The sequence below is a fragment of the Phaeobacter gallaeciensis genome (genome assembly GCF_001678945.1).
GTDB classification, from domain to species: Bacteria; Pseudomonadota; Alphaproteobacteria; order Rhodobacterales; family Rhodobacteraceae; genus Phycobacter; species Phycobacter gallaeciensis_A.
Genome location: NZ_CP015124.1, coordinates 993,784 through 1,012,257 on the forward strand (window position 1 = coordinate 993,784; position 18,474 = coordinate 1,012,257).

Sequence of the window (18,474 nt, forward strand, 5' to 3'; positions counted from 1 at the left end):
GTTTGGAAACACGGGATCAGAGGAACCCGAGTTCCTGCATCAGCGATTTGATGACCTCTTCCTGACCTTCCAGGAACTTTTCGAAGTCTTCGCCGCTGTTGTGGATGTTGACCCAGCCGTTGCGAGCCCGCACCTCTTCCCATTCGGGCGTGTCGTACATCTTGGCGATGGCTGCCTGATAGGCTGCTTTGCGCTCTTCCGGCAGGCCGGGGGCGCCGAAGAAACCGCGCCAGTTGACAAAGCTCGCGTCTATGCCCTGCTCCTTCATGGTCATAGCATCGGCATAGGCCGGTACGCGGTCATCTGCGGTAACACCGATGATCTTCACCTCGCCCGCGTTGGCCAGATCGATGGCCTCGGAGAACCCGGTGGAAAGCGCCTTGATCTCGCCCGACAGCAGCGCCGCCATGGCCATACCGCCTGCGTCATAGGGGATGTATTTGACCTCAGTCGGGTTCTCGCCCGCTGCCTTCATCACCATGGCCGCGACCAGATGATCCATTCCGCCCGGAACCGAGCCGCCGCCGATGGCAGTGCCGCGCGGGTCTGCCTTGTAGGCGGCGATCAGGTCGGCCATGGAATTGATCGGGCTGTCCTTGCCCACCACGATGGCGGCGTAGTCGCCGATGGTGCCAGCGACCATCGTGAGGTCACGGAAGTTATGTGGGAAGACCCCGGTCAGCGAGCGGATCACGATGGGGGTAGAGTTCACCATCAAGGTACCGTGGTTGCTGTCGGCGTTCTCGATCAGGTAGCCGATGGCCTTGCCGCCGCCACCACCCGACATGTTCTCGAACGATGCCGTGCCCACAAGACCTGCCTTGGTCAGCGCCTCGCCGGTGCCGCGCGCGGTGCCGTCCCAGCCACCGCCGGCGCCGCCGGGAATCAGGAAATGGATGCTGTCGACGGCCATGTCTTCGGCCATCGCGGGTGCGCCAAGGGCAAGGGTCGCGGTCGCCGCAGCCATCAGGGCCCGTCGGGTCAGGGTAAATGTCATGTGTTGTCCTCCCATTTGACAAGTGGCGGCCAAGCCGCTCATGACTGAATGAAGAACACGCAAAGCTGACACGGACCTGTCACAGACCTGTCAGCATGCGCCGGATCAAGGACAGGGATGGGATGCGATTTCTGCTGGTTGAGGACAACATGAGCCTGGCAGCTGCGGTCTGTGACCGGTTGCGGATGGATGGCCATGTTGTCGACCATGCGCCAGGCGCCCGGGACGCCGAGGCATTTTCCGCAACCACGGATTACGATCTGATTTTGTTGGATATTATGTTGCCGGACGGAGATGGCCGCAACTTCCTGAAAGCCCATCGCGCCCGCGAGGGAAAGACCCCGGTGATCGTGCTGACGGCGCGATCAGAAGTGTCGGACCGGGTCGGCGTGCTGGACCTTGGCGCTGACGATTACATCACCAAACCCTTTGATTTTTCCGAGTTGGAAGCCCGCTGCCGTGCGGTTCTGCGGCGTCAGGGCGGCAACAGTTCCAACCAGCAGCGATTCGCGAATCTGGTCTTTGATCCGCTGGCCGGCACGCTTGTGGTGGCCGGAACCCCGGTGCCGCTGCGCAACAAGGAACTGCGGCTGCTTGAGATCTTTCTGAGCGCCCCGGACCGAATCCACTCTAAGGCAAAGCTGGTGGATCGGCTGTTTTCCTATGACGAGGATGTCTCGGAGAATGCCATCGAGGTCTATGTCGCCCGGCTGCGCAAGCGCCTTGCCGGATCCGGCGCTGCCATCGTGACCGTCCGCGGGCTGGGCTATCGGATGTCGCTGGCATGACCCTGCCCCCGCCCCCCGCGCCAGTTCGCACCAGCGGTTCTTTGCGCCGCCGCTTGATCCTGCAGGTGGTGATGAGCGCGGCCTTTCTGGCTGCAATCCTGTTCTTCACTGTGCTGATCTTCACCCGCGACGTCTCCCAGCGCACCCATGACAGTATCCTGCTCGCCTCGGCCACCTCGATCATGGATTCGGTGCGGGTACAGTCCGGCGCGGTCACCCTCGACATTCCCTATGCGGCGCTGTCGATGTTGGGAAATGTCAGCGACGACAGGGTGTTTTACAGCGTACGTCAGGATGGCCAGCTGCTGACCGGATACGAAGACCTGCCGCAGACCGCCCAGCGCCCCGCCCCGGGAGATCCCGCCTTTGACACCGAAAGCTATCGCGGCAGCAGCCTGCGCATGGTGGCGCTGGTCCGGCGCCTGTCCCTGAACAGCGGGCCGGTCGATGTGGTCATCACCGTGGCCCAGACCCGTGAAGGACAGGCGGCGGAGCTGGGGCGGCTGACCCGCTGGGCCATGTTGATGGGCGCCGGATTTTTCCTGATCTCCGCCCTGCTTGGCGTCTGGGCCGCGCAATCCAGCATTCAGCCGCTGCACGCGCTCAGTGCCGTTGTCTCGCGCCGTGGTCCCAAGGACCTGCGCCCGGTCCGCCATGCGGTGCCCAGCGAAATGCTGCCACTAGTGCAATCGCTGAACCGGTTCATCGAACGCTTGCGCATCTCGCTCGCGCGCTCAGAAGACTTTATCGCCGAGGCCGCGCACCGGGTCCGCACGCCGCTGGCCACGGTGCGCGCGCAGGCCGAAATCACCCTGCGCCGAGTGGACAAGGCAGAAAACCGAGCCTCCTTGCGTGAGATGATCCGCGCTATCGACGAAAGCTCCCGCGCGGCGGGGCAGCTTTTAGATCATGCCATGGTGACCTTCCGCACCGACAGTCTGGAGCGTAAGGAGGTGGCCCTTGACACGCTGACCCATGACCTGGTCGACCGGCTGCGGCCCGTGGCGGATCTGAAGGATATCGACCTGCAGTTTGCCTGCGACGGGGTTGCGCCCCTCTGGGGCGATGCCATTCTGATCCAGAACGCAGTGCGCAATATTCTGGATAACGCCATCAAATACGCCCCTTCGGAAACCAATGTTGAGGTCACGGTGCGGCAGGGACCGCTGGACGCCATCGTCTCGGTCCAAGATCAGGCAGGTGGATTTCCCGAAGACACAGACACAGCCGCCCTGACCGAACGGTTTGTGCGCGGCAGCAATGCCGCCGGGACAATCGGCTCCGGCCTCGGGCTGACCATTGCCCGCGAAGTTGCCGAAGCCCATGGTGGTAAGCTGATCATCGCCCCTTCAGATACAGGAGCCGGAGCATGCGTTTCCTTGTCTTTTCCCTTGCGCTGATGGTGTCGGCCCTGGGGTTGGCCTTGCCCGCATCCAGTTTTGAAGTAGAGGAATTCCGCCGTTTTGGCCCCGAGGGCGCCCCGGCGCTGCGGGTATTGTCCACTACGGACATGGATGTTCTGGCGCCGCTGGTCGAGAGTTTTCTTGCGGACAGGCCGGGCACCGCCATCGAATACACCACCGTCAGCAGCGCTGTTTTGATGGAGGTGGTGACCACGGGTTCGGGCCCGCAGGCACGGTTTGATATCGCCGTCTCTTCTGCCATGGACCTGCAGACCAAACTGGCCAACGATGGCTACACCCGGCACCACAGGTCTGCTGCCACCGACGGCATGCCGGACTGGGCGAACTGGCGTGATCATGTCTTTGCCTTTTCGCAGGAGCCTGCGTCCCTGCTGTTGTCGCGCGCCGCCTTTAACGGGCTGGAGCTGCCCCGGACCCGACAGGATCTGATCCGCCTTCTACGACAGCACCCCGATCGATTCCGGGGCCGTATCGGCACCTATGACATCGCCACCAGCGGCCTTGGTTATCTGTTTGCCACCCAAGATGCGCGGACCTCGGATTCTTACTGGCGCCTGATGGAGATCTTTGGCGGGCTAGAGGTGCGGCTGTACTGCTGTTCGGGGCAGATGATCCGCGATGTCGCGCGCGGAGATCTCGCCATCGCCTATAATGTGCTGGGCAGCTACGCGCTGGCGCGCACGGACCTGACAGACAGTATCGTGATCATCGATCCGCAGGATTACACCAACATGATGCTGCGCACTGCCGTAATCCTAGAAAATGCCCAGCAGCCGGATCTGGCCGGAGCCTTTGTCGATCATTTGTTGCAGGCAGCCTGGGGTTCTGATCCCGATCCCGGCTACCCGTTTCACCGCTACCCGGTCGAAGCCAGCGATCACAGCGCGCCCCTGCGGCCGATCCAGCTGGGGCCTGGGCTGCTGGTGTTTCTGGATCGACTGAAGCGGGCGCGATTCCTGAACGAATGGCACAGCGCCGTCAGTCAGAAATAGCCTGCGCGCGCCGCGTCACATCCAGCGCGGATCATCCACCTCTAGCGGGAAATGCCGCGGCAGCAACCCGGCTTGAAACCAGTTGATGAAACTATAAATGGAATAAACCGGTACCCCGGTGACCTTGCGCAGGTCCCGCGCATAAGGGACCATATTGGTGCATTCCAGCACGATGGCGCCAACGTCCGGATAGCTTTGCATCATGCCAAGACCCGCATCGATCATGTCGAGACGGCAGGCCGCGAAGTCGATTGTCGGCTTGTCCCCCAGAAAATCGCGGGTCATGCAGCGCCCGCCATCGGTTCCCACCACCGGCGTGTCCGGCGGCGCCCCCGCAGCGGCCAGATGTTCCGGGCCCAGTGCCTCTTCGGAGATCGTCAGAACGCCACAGCGTTTCCCGGCGGGCAGCAGGCTTTGCACCATCGGCACCTGCATCAATGAGGATGTAGCCACCGGCACGCCAAGCGCCGATTTCACCTCCTCCTGTATCAGCGACAGGAAACCGCAGGTGGTGGTGATACCATCGCAGCCCGAGCGGATCAGGTCATGCCCCGCCTCGATAAAGCGCTCGGCCAGGTCGGATGGGTCATTGCGCACCACCCGGTCGGGACTGGCGCCTTCGACAACACGATACTGCACCGGAAAATCCCAGGTCAGCGCATTTCCGACATCGCCATGCACCCGTGGAAACTGCGTTTCCAGCATCAGGATCCCAACAGTCGCTCCGTAAACCGTCTTGCCACCGCGCTCCATATCCGTGCCCTCCCGCTTTGCGTTCTCAAACAGCCATAAATCGTAAAATTATCATAAATTCACGCGATAGCAGGCCCTCAAGTCAACAGATAAGCGTCGTTGAGATAACCCGTTGTGGCCTCTTCGATGCAGGTATGACCGCGCGGGGTCAATCTGACACGGCCAGGGTATAGGGCACCAGCGCGGTTTTCAGCCGGTCCAGAAATTCCTGACCGATCGCCGAAAGCGGTCGTGCGCTTGAGGTGATGACGGCCATTTCCATCAGGATTGCAGGCTGAAACCGGCGCGAGACAAAGCCGCCGTCCCGGTCGAAATCCAGCACGAAGGGATCAATGATGGCAACGCCCATGCCTTCTTTGACGAAACTCAGCAGGTTCTTGAACAGATGCGCATGGACCCGCGCCCGCAGCGGCACCCCCGCCTGCAGAAACGCTTCACGTGTGCGGCGGTGGGTCATGTGGTCCGGCCCCATCACGATAAACGGTTCGCCCTCCAGCAATTCGGGCGTGATTACCTCGTGCCGGGCCAGCGGGCTGGCCTCCGGCATGGCAATGCGGCATTCCACGGTGACCGGATGCACATCCAGCGCATCATACAGAAGCGGCATTTCGCAGATGCCGATCTCGAACAGGCCCGACAGCACCCATTCCTGTATCTTGGACGAATATTGCGACTGGAAGGAAATCGACAAATCCGGCCGGTCACGGGCGAATTCGGCGATCAGCCGCGGCATGAAACCAAAGGACATCGAATGCTGCGAGGCAACCTGCAGTTGGCCGACCTGCTTGTTCTGCAAATCGATCACCGCCTGGGTCACATGATCAAAGCCCCGCACCACGGTGTCGATTTCCCGGAACAGCAACGTTGCCTCGGGCGTGGGGGTCAGCCGCCCCTTGACCCGTTCGAACAGCTTGATCCCGGTTTGTCGCTCCAACTGGCTCAGCAAATTGGAAATGCCCGGCTGCGAAATCCCAAGGGTCGCCGCCGCGCCGGTGACGGTTCCGGTTTCCATCACTGCATGAAAAGCCTGCATCTGTCGGAATCTGAGGTTCATATCACAATCATATCATTTTTCCTGATACCCCTGCCAGATAATAGTATTTGAAATGATATAATTCCCTATGCATGGTTGGCCAAAACCAGCAGAGACGATGACAGAAATCATGACCACCTACAGTTTCGCAGAACGGCCCCCCGCATGAGCGCGCCGCAGACCATCGTGATCGGCGCGGGCATTGTCGGCGCCGCCACCGCCATCTGGCTGCGCCGCGCGGGCCATGAGGTGACACTCATTGACAAGGGCGAGCCGGGCATGGGCGCGTCCTATGGCAACGGCTGCATTCTGGCCAGCTGCGCCATTGTGCCGGTCACCACGCCCGGGCTGCTGCCCAAGGGGCCGAAATACCTGATGGACCCCAATTTCCCGCTGTTCATGCGCTGGTCCTATGCACCGAAACTGGTGCCCTGGCTTGTGAAATACCTGTCGCATGCCAACGATGGTGACACCCGCCGCATCGCCAAGGGGCTGACCAATGTCATCGGCGACAGCGTCGAACAGCATCAGGCCCTGACCCGTGGCACCCCCGCGGCCAAATGGGTGCAGGAAAGCGACTATTGCTTTGCCTATGAAAACCGCGCGGCCTTTGACGCGGATAAATACGTCTGGGATCTGCGCCGCGAGGCCGGGTTCGTGCCCGAGCTGATCGAAGGCGCCGAAGTACAGGAACGGGAACCGATCCTTGCGCCCGAGATGAAGTTGCTCGCGGTGATGAAAAATCACGGCTTTATCCTCAACCCCGGCAAATATGTTCAGGATCTGGTGAAGTTGCTGCAAGAGATGGGCGGACGCTTCGTACAGGCCGAGGTTAAGGATTTTGACCTGTCCGGTGGGCGCATCAGCGCCGTGGACACCGACAAGGGCCGCTTTGAATGCCGCGAGGCGGTGCTGGCCACCGGCGTCTGGTCCAAGCCACTGATGCAGAAACTGGGACTCAACGTGCCGCTGGAGGCGGAGCGCGGCTATCACATCGTCTTCAAGGGGCCCAGCCAGACCCCCAACAACCCGATGATGCTTGCCTCAGGGAAATTCGTTGCGACCGCGATGGATCAGGGGCTACGCTGCGCGGGTGTGGTGGAGTTCGGCGGCCTCAGCGAAGAAAAATCCAAGGCACCGCTGGCGCTCTTGCGCCGCAAGGTCAAGCAGTGCTTTCCGCAGATGGTCGCGGAGAGCGAGGAAGAATGGCTAGGCTATCGCCCCGCGCCCTCGGACAGCCTGCCGCTGATCGGCGAGGTCGGCAGCACCGGCGTCTATGCCGCCTTTGGCCATCACCACGTGGGTCTGACCGGCGGCGCCAAGACCGGCCGCATGGTCGCCGATATGATCGCAGGCCAGCCCAGCAATATCGACCTGCGCCCCTATGAACCGGACCGGTTCGCCTGAGGCGCCAAAATCATAAGAACCATAAAAAAGACCAACCAAAACAGGGAGATCAAAATGATCGCTAATTTCACAAAGACCGTTACCTATTCCGTCTCTGCCCTGGCCCTGTCGGCTGCGGCAGCCACGGCGGAAAAATGGGACATGCCGATGGCCTATGCCGCGACCAACTTCCATTCGGAAATGGGCGTCGTTTTTGCCGACAAGGTCCGCGACTATACTGGCGGCGAGATCGACATCACCGTGCATCCGGGCGGCTCGCTGTTCAAAGGCGGCGAGATCAAGCGCGCCGTGCAGACCGGGCAGGCCCCCATCGGCGAACGCTTCATGTCCGCCCATGCCAACGAGGCGCCGCTTCTGGGCTGGGACAACCTGCCCTTTGTCGCCACTACATACGCGGACAACGAAAAGCTGTGGGCCGCCGCCAAGGACAAGGTGAACGCCCAGCTGTCCGATCTCAACCTCGTGGCGCTTTACACCTGCCCCTGGCCCGGTCAGGGCTTCTACTTTAACAAGGAAGTCAGCTCTTCGGCCGATACTCAGGGGGTGAAGTTCCGCTCCTATAACACCGCCACCGCCACCTTTGCCGAAGAGCTGGGCATGATCCCGGTGCAGATCGAAGCGGCAGAGCTGTCGCAGGCGCTGGCCACCGGCGTTGCCGAGGCCTTCATCTCCTCCGGCTCCACCGGCTATGACCGCAAGGTCTGGGAGCATCTGAGCCATTACTACAAGGTCAACGCTTGGCTGCCGCGCAACTATGTCATCGTCAACAAGCAGGCTTGGGAAGGCCTTAGCGATGATATGCAGGCCGCTGTTCAGAAGGCCGCCGATGAAACCGGTGCCGCCTGCGCCGCCAAGTCCGAGGAACTGGCCAACTGGTATTTCGACCAGCTGAGCGAAAATGGCATGACCGTCACCGACGCCAGCCCCGAATTCCTGGGCGAGCTAAAGGCAATCGGCGCCAAGATGACCGAAGAATGGCTTGCCTCGGTCGGCGATGATGGCAAAGCCATTCTCGACGCCTATAACGGCAACTGATCCGTCCAAGCGGGCGCAATGGCTCCGCCCTGCCTGGTGCGGGCGGAGCCTAATCTTTTCTGACTTTCTGGGGGTGTCGATTTGCGCGACTGGCAACCGTTTCTGGGCCTGCCGCTCTGGCTGTGGCTGTTTGTAATTCCAACCCTTGTGGCACTGGCCTGCCTGCTGGTCCCCGGCCCCGCCGGGCGCATACTGCGCCCCCTCCAGCGGCTGGCGGACCGGATCTATCTGGGCTCTGGCGTTCTGGCGGCGGGTTTCATGCTGCTGATCCTTCTGCTGATCGTGGCGCAGATGGTCGCCCGCTGGAGCAACCTGACCTTTCCCGGCTCCACCGAATACGCCGGCTATGCCATGGCCGCGACATCCTTTCTGGCGCTGCCCCATGCATTGACGCGCGGCGCCCATATCCGGGTGTCGATCTTTCTCAACATCAGCCCCCGGATCGGTTTGGTGCTGGATGCCGTGGCGATGTGGATCGCGGCCATCACCGCAACATACTTCGCCCGCTACGCGATCAAGACCAACATCTTTTCCAAGATGCTGAATGACCGCACGCAGGGGCAGGACTTTGTGCCGGAATGGCTGCTGTCCTTTTTCGCCATGTTCGCGACCGCCCCCAGCAAATGGGGGGAGCTTTGGGCCAAGACCGGGTCCGAATGGGTCTATACCCCGGTGTGGCTGCCACAGCTGCCCATGTCCATCGGCACCGTCCTGCTGGCGCTGGCCTTGTGGGACTACCTGTGTCGCCTGCTGATCACCCGCCGGTCCAGCATCACCTCGGAGGCCGTGGAATGAGCGAGATCTACACCACAATCATCTTTCTCTTTGTGCTGTTTGCCCTGCTTGGCAGCTCGGTCTGGATCGGCCTCGCGCTGATGGGCGTGGCATGGGTCGGGATGGAGTTGTTCACCACCCGCCCCGCAGGCGACGCGATGATCACCACGATCTGGACCGGCGCCTCCAGCTGGACGCTGACAGCGCTGCCGCTCTTCATCTGGATGGGAGAGATCCTTTATCGCACCCGCCTTTCCGAGGATATGTTCCGTGGCCTTGCGCCCTGGATGCGCTGGCTACCGGGTGGCTTGCTGCACACCAATATCGCCGGCTGCACCATCTTTGCGGCTGTCTCGGGCTCCTCCGCCGCGACGCTGACCACCGTTGGCAAGATGTCGATCCCCGAGCTGCGCAAGCGAGGGTACCCTGAGTTCATGATCATCGGTACGCTGGCGGGCGCGGCAACGCTGGGCCTGATGATCCCGCCTTCGCTGACGCTGATCGTCTATGGCGTGTCGATCAATGAATCGATCACCAAGCTGTTCATGGCAGGGATCTTTCCGGGTCTGGTACTGGCCGGTTTGTTCATGGCTTATATCGTCGGCTGGCATTTTTTCTACAAAGGCGAACGCCCACAGGAAGAGCCGAAAATGACCCTTGGGCAGATGCTGGCCGAAAGCCGGTTCCTGATCCCGGTGCTGCTGCTGGTCGCAGTTGTCATCGGGTCGATGTACCTGGGCTATGCCACCGCGACCGAGGCCGCCGCGGTCGGTGTCCTTGGTTCGATGACGCTGGCATTGGCGCAGGGCTCGCTTACCTGGAACACCTTCTCGGCCTCGCTGATGGGCGCGACACGCACCTCGGCGATGATCGCACTGATCCTGATGGGCGCCTCCTTCCTGTCGCTGGCCATGGGGTTCACCGGACTGCCGCGGGCACTGGCTGGCTGGATCGATCAGATGAACCTGTCGCCCCTGGTGCTGATCATTGCATTGACACTGTTCTACGTAGTGCTGGGGATGTTCCTTGATGGTATTTCCTCGGTCGTGCTGACCATGGCCATTGTCGAGCCGATGATCCGTCAGGCCGGGATCGACGTGATCTGGTTCGGCATCTTCATCGTCGTGGTGGTGGAAATGGCGCAGGTGACACCGCCCATCGGCTTCAACCTTTTCGTGTTGCAAGGCATGACCCGGCACGAGATCTCCTACATCTCGAAGACTGCCATTCCCATGGTCGGCCTGATGCTGGTGATGGTGGTGATCCTTGTCGCCTGGCCCGAGCTGGCCACCTGGCTGCCGGAGAACATCCGCAGCACGCCGTCCGGCTAAGGGGCGGGCTGAGGGCATGCTGACTGCGCTTGCCTTTGTGGCCCGGCACGGCCGGGCCGCTTTGGTTCTGGGCCTTGTGGCAGGGCTTTTCCTGCCGGATCTGGCTCGGCTCCTGCGCCCTTGGCTGCCGCAGATGGTGGCGGGACTGTTGTTCCTGACCGCCTTCCGCATCGGTGCCCGCGCCGCCCTTGGCGGACTTTCCGAAGGGCTGTCCTCGCTGCGGGCGGTTCTGGTTCTGCAACTGATGCTACCTCTGGCGGCGCTGCTGCTCCTTTGGCTCACCGGTCTCGCCGGAACGCCCGCGGCAATTGCGCTGGTTCTGATGCTGAGCGCCCCGTCGGTCACTGGCGCCCCCAATATCACCCTCCTGCTGGGACACGCGCCAGAGCCTGCCTTTCGCGTTCTGGTGCTGGGCACGGCGCTGATGCCGCTGACGGTGATCCCGGTCTTCCTGCTGGTGCCCGATCTTGGCGGGCTGGAAGCTGTCCTGTGGGCCACACTGCGGCTCATCGGCACTATCGCTCTCACGGTCATTACCGCTTTTGCCCTGCGCCACTTGGTCCGCCCCGATCTGCGTCAGGAGCAGGTGCAGGCGCTGGACGGGATGACGACCCTGGCGCTTGCGGTCATCGTGGTGGGATTGATGGCGGCGCTGGGACCTACGCTGCGACAGGATCCCCTCTTGGTCGCCAAATGGATGACCTTCGCGCTGGCCGCCAATTTCGGCATGCAGCTGCTGACCTATGCCGTGCTGCGCCGCCGGGGCCACGAAGCGGTTGCCGCACCCTATGCCGTGGTCGCGGGCAACCGCAATTTTGCTCTGTTTCTGATCGCTCTACCCGCAAGCACCACCGATCCGCTGCTGATCTTTCTCGGCTGTTATCAGGTGCCGATGTATCTGACCGCTGTCGTGATGCACCGCGTCTATGCGCGCTCTCGACCCGAAAAAAAGGCCGGGTAACACATGGCCCGCTGTCAGCCTGGGAAAAGCTGCGCCATTTCCTTGTCGAACTTGGCCCAGCTCAGCACTGCCTTATTGCCCGCCAGACCGTGATAGTAGGACTTCCCGCTGGAGGTCGGCAGACCGGCCCAGATCTTGGCCAGATTGTTCATAAAGTCATGACGGCTCATATCCCCTGCCACGGTCGCGCTGAAGCCGGCCTCTTCGAGAAGCTGTTGCGCCAGCCGGTCTTGAAGCTGTGGAGAGAACCGGTCAGAGCGGTTGGCCCCCACATGTTTCACCAGCCGTTTCAGGGTGGCCGGAATGAACTGATAGCGGCCGATGGCATGCTGCTGACCAGGGGTGTCGTCGATCCATTTGTAAATTTCGCCGATGGTCATATGCGTCGGCAGTTTCGAAGGGCGGATCGTTGCGGCGTATTGCACCGCATCATATTGCGCCTTGCCTGCCTCGGCGCTGGCAATCAATTGCATCAGCCTGCGCGCAGCATCGCCACCGACAATGCTGCGGCGCGTTACATCCCGGAACATGCTGGTGCCGCTGCGCCCCCGGAAGAGGCTGGCCAGATTGGCCTGCACCGCCTCCATCTCAGCCTCCAGATCGGGCTGTGCCCGTGCCTCTGTGGTCGTGCGCGGAATGATCTCTGCCTTGGCAGGGATGGCCAGAACCGGACGCCTGTCTCCCCCGCCCTTCTGAAAGAACTGTTCACTGACGATTGAGAACTGTTCGCTCGCCCCCAAACCGGTGGCAAGAAAAGAGAACGACAGGGCTGTAAACGCCAGTGCAGAATTGCGATGGGCCATGGAAACCTTCTGTTTCGAGCGACAAGCAGCCCTCATCCTGACCGGACAGAATTGATATTTCCTTTAATTGCATTCGAGAAAATACGCGAACCGCCCCTAAAACGGACAGGCAAAGGCCACCGCCCCGGGTTAGCCCGCCTCTGACAGGACCTTCTGCATCAGCACCAGATCCAGCCATTGCCCCCATTTGCGCCCAACCTGTGGCATGCGGCCCACCTCGGCAAAGCCAAGCGAAGCATGAAAAGCTATGCCGCCGGGGTTGGCGCCACTGACACCGGCCACCAGCACATGGATGCCGTCGGCGCAGGCGACATCCTCAAGCCGCGCCATCAGCCGCCGCCCCAGCCCACGCCCCTGCGCAGCCGGAGCGAGCTGTATCGAATGTTCCGCCGTGTGCCGATACCCCGGCCCGCCGCGAAACGCGCCATAGGTCGCAAATCCAACCACCTGCCCGTCGATTTCGGCCACCAGATAACGCGGACCGCGTTCCCCGATGACGTCCCGAAGTGCAGCGGGGGTCTTTTCCTCGCAGGTAAAGGTGATCAGCGTATCCCGGATCATGTCATTGGCGATCCTTGCAATCGCCTCGGCATCCTCAAGGTCGGCCTGACGGATAAGCTCGGCCATCCTGTCTCCTCTGAGCTGTTCCAACCTGTTGTCGCCGCAGACCCTGCGCCCGCAGCATCGCATCCTAGGAGCAGCCATAGCAACGGACAAGATCAGGGCATACCGAGAAGGAAGATCGGGGGTTGATCGCAACATGCAATCGGTGGCGGGGAGACAGGGATTCGAACCCTGGGAACGCTCTCACGTTCAACGGTTTTCAAGACAGAGGAAGATTGCACCACTTCAAACACATAGGTCGGATTTTTCCCAAGACATTTGCAGAACATTTGGTGACCATGGGAAACGCATATGGAAGGTCACATTTACACTTGCGCCCTGTATGACACAGCATTCCTAATGTGCACAAAGCGCAGATAGCGACATCTGCAAAGTCGGCGCGACCAGTCATGTCATAAGCGCCCAACGGCCCAAAGCCGCCTTCCACCCTACAAGCAGGTGCCGCGCCGCAGCTTCATCAAACCGGCCATTCTTCCATGATGCAGCATTTTCGGAGGATGAAGGTCGGCAGAGCGGACATTGCGGACTTTCAGGGCTGTCAAATAAAGAGTCCGCTTTGGATTAAAGTTTTAAGTCTTACAGACTAATCGTCGCCACTGGCCCGGCGAAATTCCATAGCCAGCTTTGAATTGCCGCGTCATGTGCGACTGGTCACTGAAACCTGCCCGCACGGCAGCATCAACCAAGGATGCACCGGCTGCGATGTCGCCTCGCACCTGATCTAAACGACGCATTGTCAGGTACCGATATGGGCTTGTTCCAAACGCCTTTCTAAACTGGCGGGACAGTGAATATCGGTCCAGGCCAGTGACTTTTTCCAACTGTTCAGAATGAACAGCTTGATCAAGGTTGCCGTCCAAATACTCTTTCGCCCGATTGGTCGCCGTGAAGTCTATCAAAGACCGCGTGGTTCGCTGAGCGGATTCATCGTTGGCAAGCAAACCATCCGCCAGCAACACTGTCAGCTCGTCCATTGCCACTTTCTCCAGCAAAGTATCCATATCAGTAAAAGCGGCATGGATCGCTTGCATCAAACGCGGATCAGTCAGAACAGCTTTACGCAAAAACGGAAGTGCGCTTGCCTGCCGCCCCAGGGCGTCACGCACCAACGAAGGTTCAACATACAGCATTCGATAGTGAAATCCGGCTGCTGTTCCAGCCTCGCCCGTATGAAATTCGTCGGGGTGAAGGACGATCACCTGTCCAGCGACACTGTCAGTACGCGCACCACGATAGCTAAAGCTCTGGACGCCCTTGATTGTGTATCCGATCGAATAAGTATCATGGCGATGCGGAGCATATGCCTCTCCAGAGAAATACGCCTCAATCCTTTGGATGCCGGTTTGCCACGGCGCCGCCACCACCCAATCATTCGCGCACGATCGTTCAAGACCCGGTGTCAGGCCGTGTGATCTTACTTCGTCGGGTCGTCGGTTGCTTTGAATGAAAAGCCTCCTGATGGCTTCGAAAATTTACTCGCAACACTACCTGGAAGGAAATCATCAATGAAGTCAGTAAATCTCTCGGAAAAGTTGGCGCATTTTTCGACGCATTGGGAGCCTCATGTCGTCGCTGACTACAACGAAAACGAGGTTATGGTAGTCAAGTTTGTCGGTGAATATCCTTTCCACAAACATGACAGCACAGATGATTTTTTCTACGTCCTGGAAGGCGAGATGCAGATGGACATTGAGGGGGAACCATCGCACACGGTCCAGGCGGGCGAATTGTTCATTGTGCCGAAGGGCGTGGTTCATCGGCCACGGGCACACAGCGAAGTAAAAGTGCTGCTGATCGAACCCAAAGGGGAACCCAATTCCGGTGACTCGGATCGTGAAGCTGCGCCGAAGACCCGTATCTGATTTATTTTGGTGGCGGGTTAGCTGACGTTCATGCCCGCCGCAGCATCCGTAAAAAGGGCTCACACCGGACTTGCGGCGATGCGGCGGCGGCACCCCAGGTCGATGACCGCCTCGCCCCCACCGCCAGATGACGCTAGGCAGCCCTGAGCGGACATCGGTTCTCGACAGAGCGGAGGGCGACTTCCGGCATCTAGGTTTTTCAAACGGCAGAAAGCTGGCGGAGCCAATTGCACGCTTCTACGACACGCCTTCTGGTCACAAAATTGCCCTAACCTCTCGATAAGAGATGGGCACATCAAGTTTAGATTTGGAGATATTCATGCCCCACCTATAGAGGTGGTCGCGGAAATTCGGACCAGTCGTTAAGGTGGATCGCATGACGAAAGAAGTGATCCAGAATGAAGAAACGAAAGAACCATTCGCCTGAGTTCAAAGCTAAGGTCGCGCTTGAAGCGATCCGCGAGGAGATGACGCTGGCGGAACTTTCCAAGAAATACGGCGTGCATCCGACCCAGATCGGCACTTGGAAGCGGGCAGCGATAGAGAACATGACGACAGCATTTACGCGCCGGGGTCCGGCCCCTGGGCAGGTCAGTGCCGTCGACGTGGACAAGCTGCATTCGAAGATCGGCCAGTTGGTGGTGGAACGGGATTTTTTAGCCGAAGCCTCGCATCAGTTGCTCGGGACGCGAGGCAAGAAATGGTGAGCCGGGATCATCCGTTAAGCCTTCGTAAACAGTGCGAACTGTTGCAGTTGTCGCGGTCACGGCTTTACTATCGGCCCGTTGGCGAAAGCGCCGAGAACCTGCGGTTCATGGAAATCATCGACAAGCAATTTCTGGAAACGCCTTGGTACGGATCGCGTCAGATGGCCCGTTTTATGAAGCGTAACAATCATCGCTGTGGCCGACACCGCGTCCGGCGTTTGATGCGGCTTATGCGGTTGGTGCCAATCTACCAGGAACCCAATACCAGCAAGAAGCATCCACAGCATAGGATTTGGCCATACCTGCTGCGCAATATGGTGATTGATCGTCCCAACCAAGTCTGGTGCGCAGATATTACCTACATACCGATGCGGCGCGGGTTCTTATACCTTGTGGCCATCATGGATTGGTACAGCCGCAAGGTTTTGTCCTGGCGGCTGTCGAACAGCATGGATGCGAACTTTTGCGTCGAGGCTTTGAAAGAGGCCATTACCAAGTACGGTACGCCGGAAATCTTCAACAGCGATCAAGGCAGTCAGTTCACCAGCGGTGCGTGGATCGACGTGCTGACAGACGCAAAGATCAAGATCAGCATGGACGGGAAAGGCGCTTGGCGCGACAATCGCATGATCGAACGGCTGTGGAGGTCGTTGAAATACGAGTGCGTCTATCTGAACGCCTTTGAAACGGGATCAGAAATGCGGACTGGGATCGGCAAATGGCAGACCTATTACAACTCCGAGCGCCCGCATTCGACCCACGGCATATTGACCCCCAACGAGGCCTATGAAAGCAAAACAGAACCGATGAGAATGGCAGCCTAAATGAAACCCTGATCCACCTTAAAAAGGCTGCAAACTGGTCGAAAAAGCAGGACCACCTCTTATTTCGGTTCATTTCAGCTCTAGGCATTGCACTGTTTCTCACGACGTTCGCCAACGCGGAGACTATCGCACCTCGTGAGGCCGCTCAGAATATCGGAAGTTACGAAACGGTTGAAGGAGTGGTTTCTCAAGTGTCAAAAAGCCGTGGCGGGACGACCTTCATCAACTTCGGCGGACGATTTCCCAATCATGTGTTCTATGCGGTCATTTTCAAGAAATACGCGCATAAGTTCCAAAGCTTGGACAGATTGGTCGGGAAATCCGTAGCCATTAGTGGAACGATCGACCTCTACAAAGGCAAGCCCCAGATCATATTGTTTTCACCAGACCAGATCGTGCAACGATAAGACAGCGGAACGGTTGTCCGGCAAGTACCTGTCTTTAAGAGGCATTTCCTCCTGATCGTTTTGACGCTTCAACATCGGTGATGGCGTCTGTCAGCCCATAGCGGTCATTGCAGTGAGCCGAGCGACGCATGGGAAGCCAAACAGGTGCGAGATCTCAGTCCTCATGCTTGAAGTTGCACAGGCACAACAAAGAAGCTCGGCGCTGCCGAGGCCGCGGTTCATGTTCACCGTCAACTCGGTGTCTATGGACGTTTGAGCCTTCCTACAGGCAAAAAGCGCTTGGCTAGACAACTCAATGCCCGTATCTTCGAATTGCGACGAATTCTTTTTCTGAGTGTTTACGGTAACCTAGTTTGACAGGATTTTATACGCATGACAGTTGAGGTCACGCTTCAGGACCTGAATGGCCTGATTGAATACACATTTGCCGATGTAGATCTGAAATTCTTTGCCGGTGGCGGCGCCAGGTTTGATTTTGGTTTATCAGACACAAACTACCTGACTGGACAGGCCGAAACCACTCCGGCAACATTTCTGCCCGAGGGGGTCTTTCGCCTAACATATTACAGTGATGCCACGGGATCGGTCACAGCTGATTTCATTGGCGACTGGCCTGACCCTCTGACCTTGTCGCAAGCCGACGAAAACGTCGCCTGGGTCGAGAGCACAGCGAATATCGAGATCGAAGAAGTGACGGTCATTGTGCCGCACGCCTATCGCATAACCATCGATTTCAACGGCGAGGGACCGACGGTAAAAGATTTTGTCGAGAACTGGACCGAGCAGGATCTCACTGCCCTGAACCCTTTGGTGAATGGTGAGTTCGCAATCGAAGACGGCTGGTCCGGCACCAGCGGGCGCGACCGTTATAACGGCACGTCTCAGGCTGATATCATCGAAGGTCTGGGTGGCCGGGATATTCTGAAAGGCGGGCGCGGGAACGACGAAATTCTTGGTGGCAGTGGCAATGACAGGCTGTTCGGTCAAGCTGGCAAGGACACGTTGGAAGGAGGGGCTGGTAAGGATAAGCTATCTGGAGGCGGCGGCCGTGACGTGCTGAGCGGTGATGACGGGAATGACCGGCTGATTGGTGGTGGCGGCAACGACAGGCTTCAGGGCGGCGGCGACAGGGATGTCTTGTCCGGCGGCCGTGGATCGGATGTATTGCAAGGCGGTGAGGGCAACGACCGCTTGATTGGCGGGAGTGGCAATGACACGCTCTCTGGAAGCTTTGGCAATGACACACTGATAGACGGGCGTGGGGATGACTTCCTGCAGGGCGGCGGCGGCGCTGACTTGTTCATTTTCGAGAAGAACGTAGCGGGTGGCACCGATCTCATCACTATGCAGCGTTTCGGCGGCGATATCCTACGCCTGCAGGGATTTGGTGTCGATGTTGACACCTCAACGGCAAGCGCCGTTGAAATAGAAGCTGCAATGGCCACGCAAGGCATTCATGTCACCCGGGATTCCAGTAGTGGCAATTTCGAAATCGGCTTTGGCACAACCGGTGATGCCATCACCATCAGTTTCGACCAAACTGTGTTGCAGGGGCAGATCTGGGATTATTTCGAGTTCGTTTAAATCCACCAACTGGACACTCCAGATGTCCGGGTAGATCGGCCCCTAGGCAGAACACGGCCTGCGCTTTTCCCCGCAAGGGCTTTGGGCGCGCTTCTGATTGTTCTGAGCGCTCAGTATTTGCCGCCAGTTCCAATAAGTGCAATATATGTCCGCTCTCAGCCCAAAGCG

At 59.3% G+C, this 18,474-nt stretch carries 17 protein-coding genes; 11 read left to right on the plus strand and 6 right to left on the minus strand.

Going from position 1 to position 18,474, the window contains the following annotated elements; translation table 11 throughout:
* Window positions 1-16: 16 nt before the first annotated feature.
* The gene (locus JL2886_RS04735) at window positions 17-997 is read right to left on the minus strand and encodes a Bug family tripartite tricarboxylate transporter substrate binding protein (protein WP_065270963.1); all 981 of its coding nucleotides are present in this window, start codon (window positions 995-997) and stop codon (window positions 17-19) included.
* 122 nt (window positions 998-1,119) lie between these two features.
* Here JL2886_RS04735 and JL2886_RS04740 point away from each other — a divergent pair, with 122 nt between their 5' ends.
* From JL2886_RS04740 to JL2886_RS04750, 3 genes are read left to right on the plus strand one after another with little or no spacing between them, the layout of a single operon-like run.
* Window positions 1,120-1,785 (plus strand): response regulator transcription factor, encoded by a 666-nt coding sequence (locus tag JL2886_RS04740; protein ID WP_065273533.1) that lies wholly within the window; start codon window positions 1,120-1,122, stop codon window positions 1,783-1,785.
* Complete coding sequence (locus JL2886_RS04745) at window positions 1,782-3,185, plus strand: sensor histidine kinase (RefSeq protein WP_065270964.1); 1,404 nt, start codon at window positions 1,782-1,784, stop codon at window positions 3,183-3,185. The genes JL2886_RS04740 and JL2886_RS04745 overlap by 4 nt, the downstream gene beginning before the upstream one ends.
* Window positions 3,155-4,201 carry an ABC transporter substrate-binding protein gene (locus JL2886_RS04750; RefSeq protein ID WP_065270965.1) on the plus strand — a complete coding sequence of 349 codons (1,047 nt, stop codon included), beginning with the start codon at window positions 3,155-3,157 and terminating at the stop codon, window positions 4,199-4,201. The genes JL2886_RS04745 and JL2886_RS04750 overlap by 31 nt, the downstream gene beginning before the upstream one ends.
* A 15-nt stretch (window positions 4,202-4,216) precedes the next feature.
* Here the strand turns inward: JL2886_RS04750 and JL2886_RS04755 are convergent, their stop codons facing one another.
* Together JL2886_RS04755 and JL2886_RS04760 are read right to left on the minus strand one after the other, a co-directional pair.
* Window positions 4,217-4,954 (minus strand): aspartate/glutamate racemase family protein, encoded by a 738-nt coding sequence (locus tag JL2886_RS04755; protein ID WP_065270966.1) that lies wholly within the window; start codon window positions 4,952-4,954, stop codon window positions 4,217-4,219.
* Between the two features lie 148 nt (window positions 4,955-5,102).
* Entirely contained in the window at window positions 5,103-6,008 is a 906-nt protein-coding gene (locus JL2886_RS04760; protein ID WP_065270967.1) for a LysR family transcriptional regulator, read from the minus strand.
* 144 nt (window positions 6,009-6,152) lie between these two features.
* Here JL2886_RS04760 and JL2886_RS04765 point away from each other — a divergent pair, with 144 nt between their 5' ends.
* From JL2886_RS04765 to JL2886_RS04785, 5 genes are all read left to right on the plus strand, one after another.
* Window positions 6,153-7,394: an NAD(P)/FAD-dependent oxidoreductase gene (locus tag JL2886_RS04765; protein ID WP_065270968.1), complete on the plus strand. Its 1,242-nt coding sequence runs from the start codon at window positions 6,153-6,155 to the stop codon at window positions 7,392-7,394.
* A 54-nt stretch (window positions 7,395-7,448) separates the two neighbouring features.
* Window positions 7,449-8,429 (plus strand): TRAP transporter substrate-binding protein, encoded by a 981-nt coding sequence (locus JL2886_RS04770; protein ID WP_065270969.1) that lies wholly within the window; start codon window positions 7,449-7,451, stop codon window positions 8,427-8,429.
* An 81-nt stretch (window positions 8,430-8,510) separates the two neighbouring features.
* Window positions 8,511-9,224, plus strand: a complete 714-nt coding sequence (locus tag JL2886_RS04775) for a TRAP transporter small permease (protein ID WP_065270970.1) — start codon at window positions 8,511-8,513, stop codon at window positions 9,222-9,224.
* The gene (locus tag JL2886_RS04780) at window positions 9,221-10,534 is read left to right on the plus strand and encodes a TRAP transporter large permease (protein WP_065270971.1); all 1,314 of its coding nucleotides are present in this window, start codon (window positions 9,221-9,223) and stop codon (window positions 10,532-10,534) included. The genes JL2886_RS04775 and JL2886_RS04780 overlap by 4 nt, the downstream gene beginning before the upstream one ends.
* A gap of 16 nt (window positions 10,535-10,550) precedes the next feature.
* Window positions 10,551-11,495: a hypothetical protein gene (locus JL2886_RS04785; RefSeq protein WP_065270972.1), complete on the plus strand. Its 945-nt coding sequence runs from the start codon at window positions 10,551-10,553 to the stop codon at window positions 11,493-11,495.
* 14 nt (window positions 11,496-11,509) lie between these two features.
* Here the strand turns inward: JL2886_RS04785 and JL2886_RS04790 are convergent, their stop codons facing one another.
* From JL2886_RS04790 to JL2886_RS04800, 3 genes are all read right to left on the minus strand, one after another.
* Window positions 11,510-12,298 carry a hypothetical protein gene (locus JL2886_RS04790; RefSeq protein ID WP_065270973.1) on the minus strand — a complete coding sequence of 263 codons (789 nt, stop codon included), beginning with the start codon at window positions 12,296-12,298 and terminating at the stop codon, window positions 11,510-11,512.
* A gap of 129 nt (window positions 12,299-12,427) precedes the next feature.
* On the minus strand, window positions 12,428-12,925 hold the full coding sequence (locus tag JL2886_RS04795) for a GNAT family N-acetyltransferase (RefSeq protein ID WP_065270974.1): 498 nt from the start codon (window positions 12,923-12,925) through the stop codon (window positions 12,428-12,430).
* 566 nt (window positions 12,926-13,491) lie between these two features.
* Window positions 13,492-14,283, minus strand: a complete 792-nt coding sequence (locus JL2886_RS04800; RefSeq protein WP_237028421.1) for an AraC family transcriptional regulator — start codon at window positions 14,281-14,283, stop codon at window positions 13,492-13,494.
* A 144-nt stretch (window positions 14,284-14,427) separates the two neighbouring features.
* On the opposite strand from JL2886_RS04800, the gene JL2886_RS04805 reads away from it, so the two are divergent.
* From JL2886_RS04805 to JL2886_RS19820, 3 genes are all read left to right on the plus strand, one after another.
* Entirely contained in the window at window positions 14,428-14,784 is a 357-nt protein-coding gene (locus JL2886_RS04805) for a cupin domain-containing protein (RefSeq protein WP_065270976.1), read from the plus strand.
* 398 nt (window positions 14,785-15,182) lie between these two features.
* A protein-coding gene (locus JL2886_RS04815) for an IS3 family transposase (protein WP_237028413.1) occupies window positions 15,183-16,315 on the plus strand; the annotation gives its coding sequence in 2 pieces (ribosomal slippage) (window positions 15,183-15,435 and window positions 15,435-16,315; 1,134 coding nt in all).
* Window positions 16,316-17,094: 779 nt separating this feature from the next.
* Window positions 17,095-18,306: a calcium-binding protein gene (locus tag JL2886_RS19820; RefSeq protein ID WP_065270978.1), complete on the plus strand. Its 1,212-nt coding sequence runs from the start codon at window positions 17,095-17,097 to the stop codon at window positions 18,304-18,306.
* Window positions 18,307-18,474: the final 168 nt, after the last annotated feature.

Bases quoted from the DNA above. Each gene is read 5' to 3' on its own strand.
- JL2886_RS04750 (WP_065270965.1), top strand. From the start codon at position 3,155: ATGCGTTTCCTTGTCTTTTCCCTTGCGCTGATGGTGTCGGCCCTGGGG.
- JL2886_RS19820 (WP_065270978.1), top strand. From the start codon at position 17,095: ATGACAGTTGAGGTCACGCTTCAGGACCTGAATGGCCTGATTGAATAC.
- JL2886_RS04790 (WP_065270973.1), bottom strand. From the start codon at position 12,298: ATGGCCCATCGCAATTCTGCACTGGCGTTTACAGCCCTGTCGTTCTCT.
- JL2886_RS04745 (WP_065270964.1), top strand. From the start codon at position 1,782: ATGACCCTGCCCCCGCCCCCCGCGCCAGTTCGCACCAGCGGTTCTTTG.
- JL2886_RS04795 (WP_065270974.1), bottom strand. From the start codon at position 12,925: ATGGCCGAGCTTATCCGTCAGGCCGACCTTGAGGATGCCGAGGCGATT.
- JL2886_RS04780 (WP_065270971.1), top strand. From the start codon at position 9,221: ATGAGCGAGATCTACACCACAATCATCTTTCTCTTTGTGCTGTTTGCC.
- JL2886_RS04760 (WP_065270967.1), bottom strand. From the start codon at position 6,008: ATGAACCTCAGATTCCGACAGATGCAGGCTTTTCATGCAGTGATGGAA.
- JL2886_RS04785 (WP_065270972.1), top strand. From the start codon at position 10,551: ATGCTGACTGCGCTTGCCTTTGTGGCCCGGCACGGCCGGGCCGCTTTG.
- JL2886_RS04770 (WP_065270969.1), top strand. From the start codon at position 7,449: ATGATCGCTAATTTCACAAAGACCGTTACCTATTCCGTCTCTGCCCTG.
- JL2886_RS04755 (WP_065270966.1), bottom strand. From the start codon at position 4,954: ATGGAGCGCGGTGGCAAGACGGTTTACGGAGCGACTGTTGGGATCCTG.
- JL2886_RS04765 (WP_065270968.1), top strand. From the start codon at position 6,153: ATGAGCGCGCCGCAGACCATCGTGATCGGCGCGGGCATTGTCGGCGCC.
- JL2886_RS04740 (WP_065273533.1), top strand. From the start codon at position 1,120: ATGCGATTTCTGCTGGTTGAGGACAACATGAGCCTGGCAGCTGCGGTC.
- JL2886_RS04805 (WP_065270976.1), top strand. From the start codon at position 14,428: ATGAAGTCAGTAAATCTCTCGGAAAAGTTGGCGCATTTTTCGACGCAT.
- JL2886_RS04735 (WP_065270963.1), bottom strand. From the start codon at position 997: ATGACATTTACCCTGACCCGACGGGCCCTGATGGCTGCGGCGACCGCG.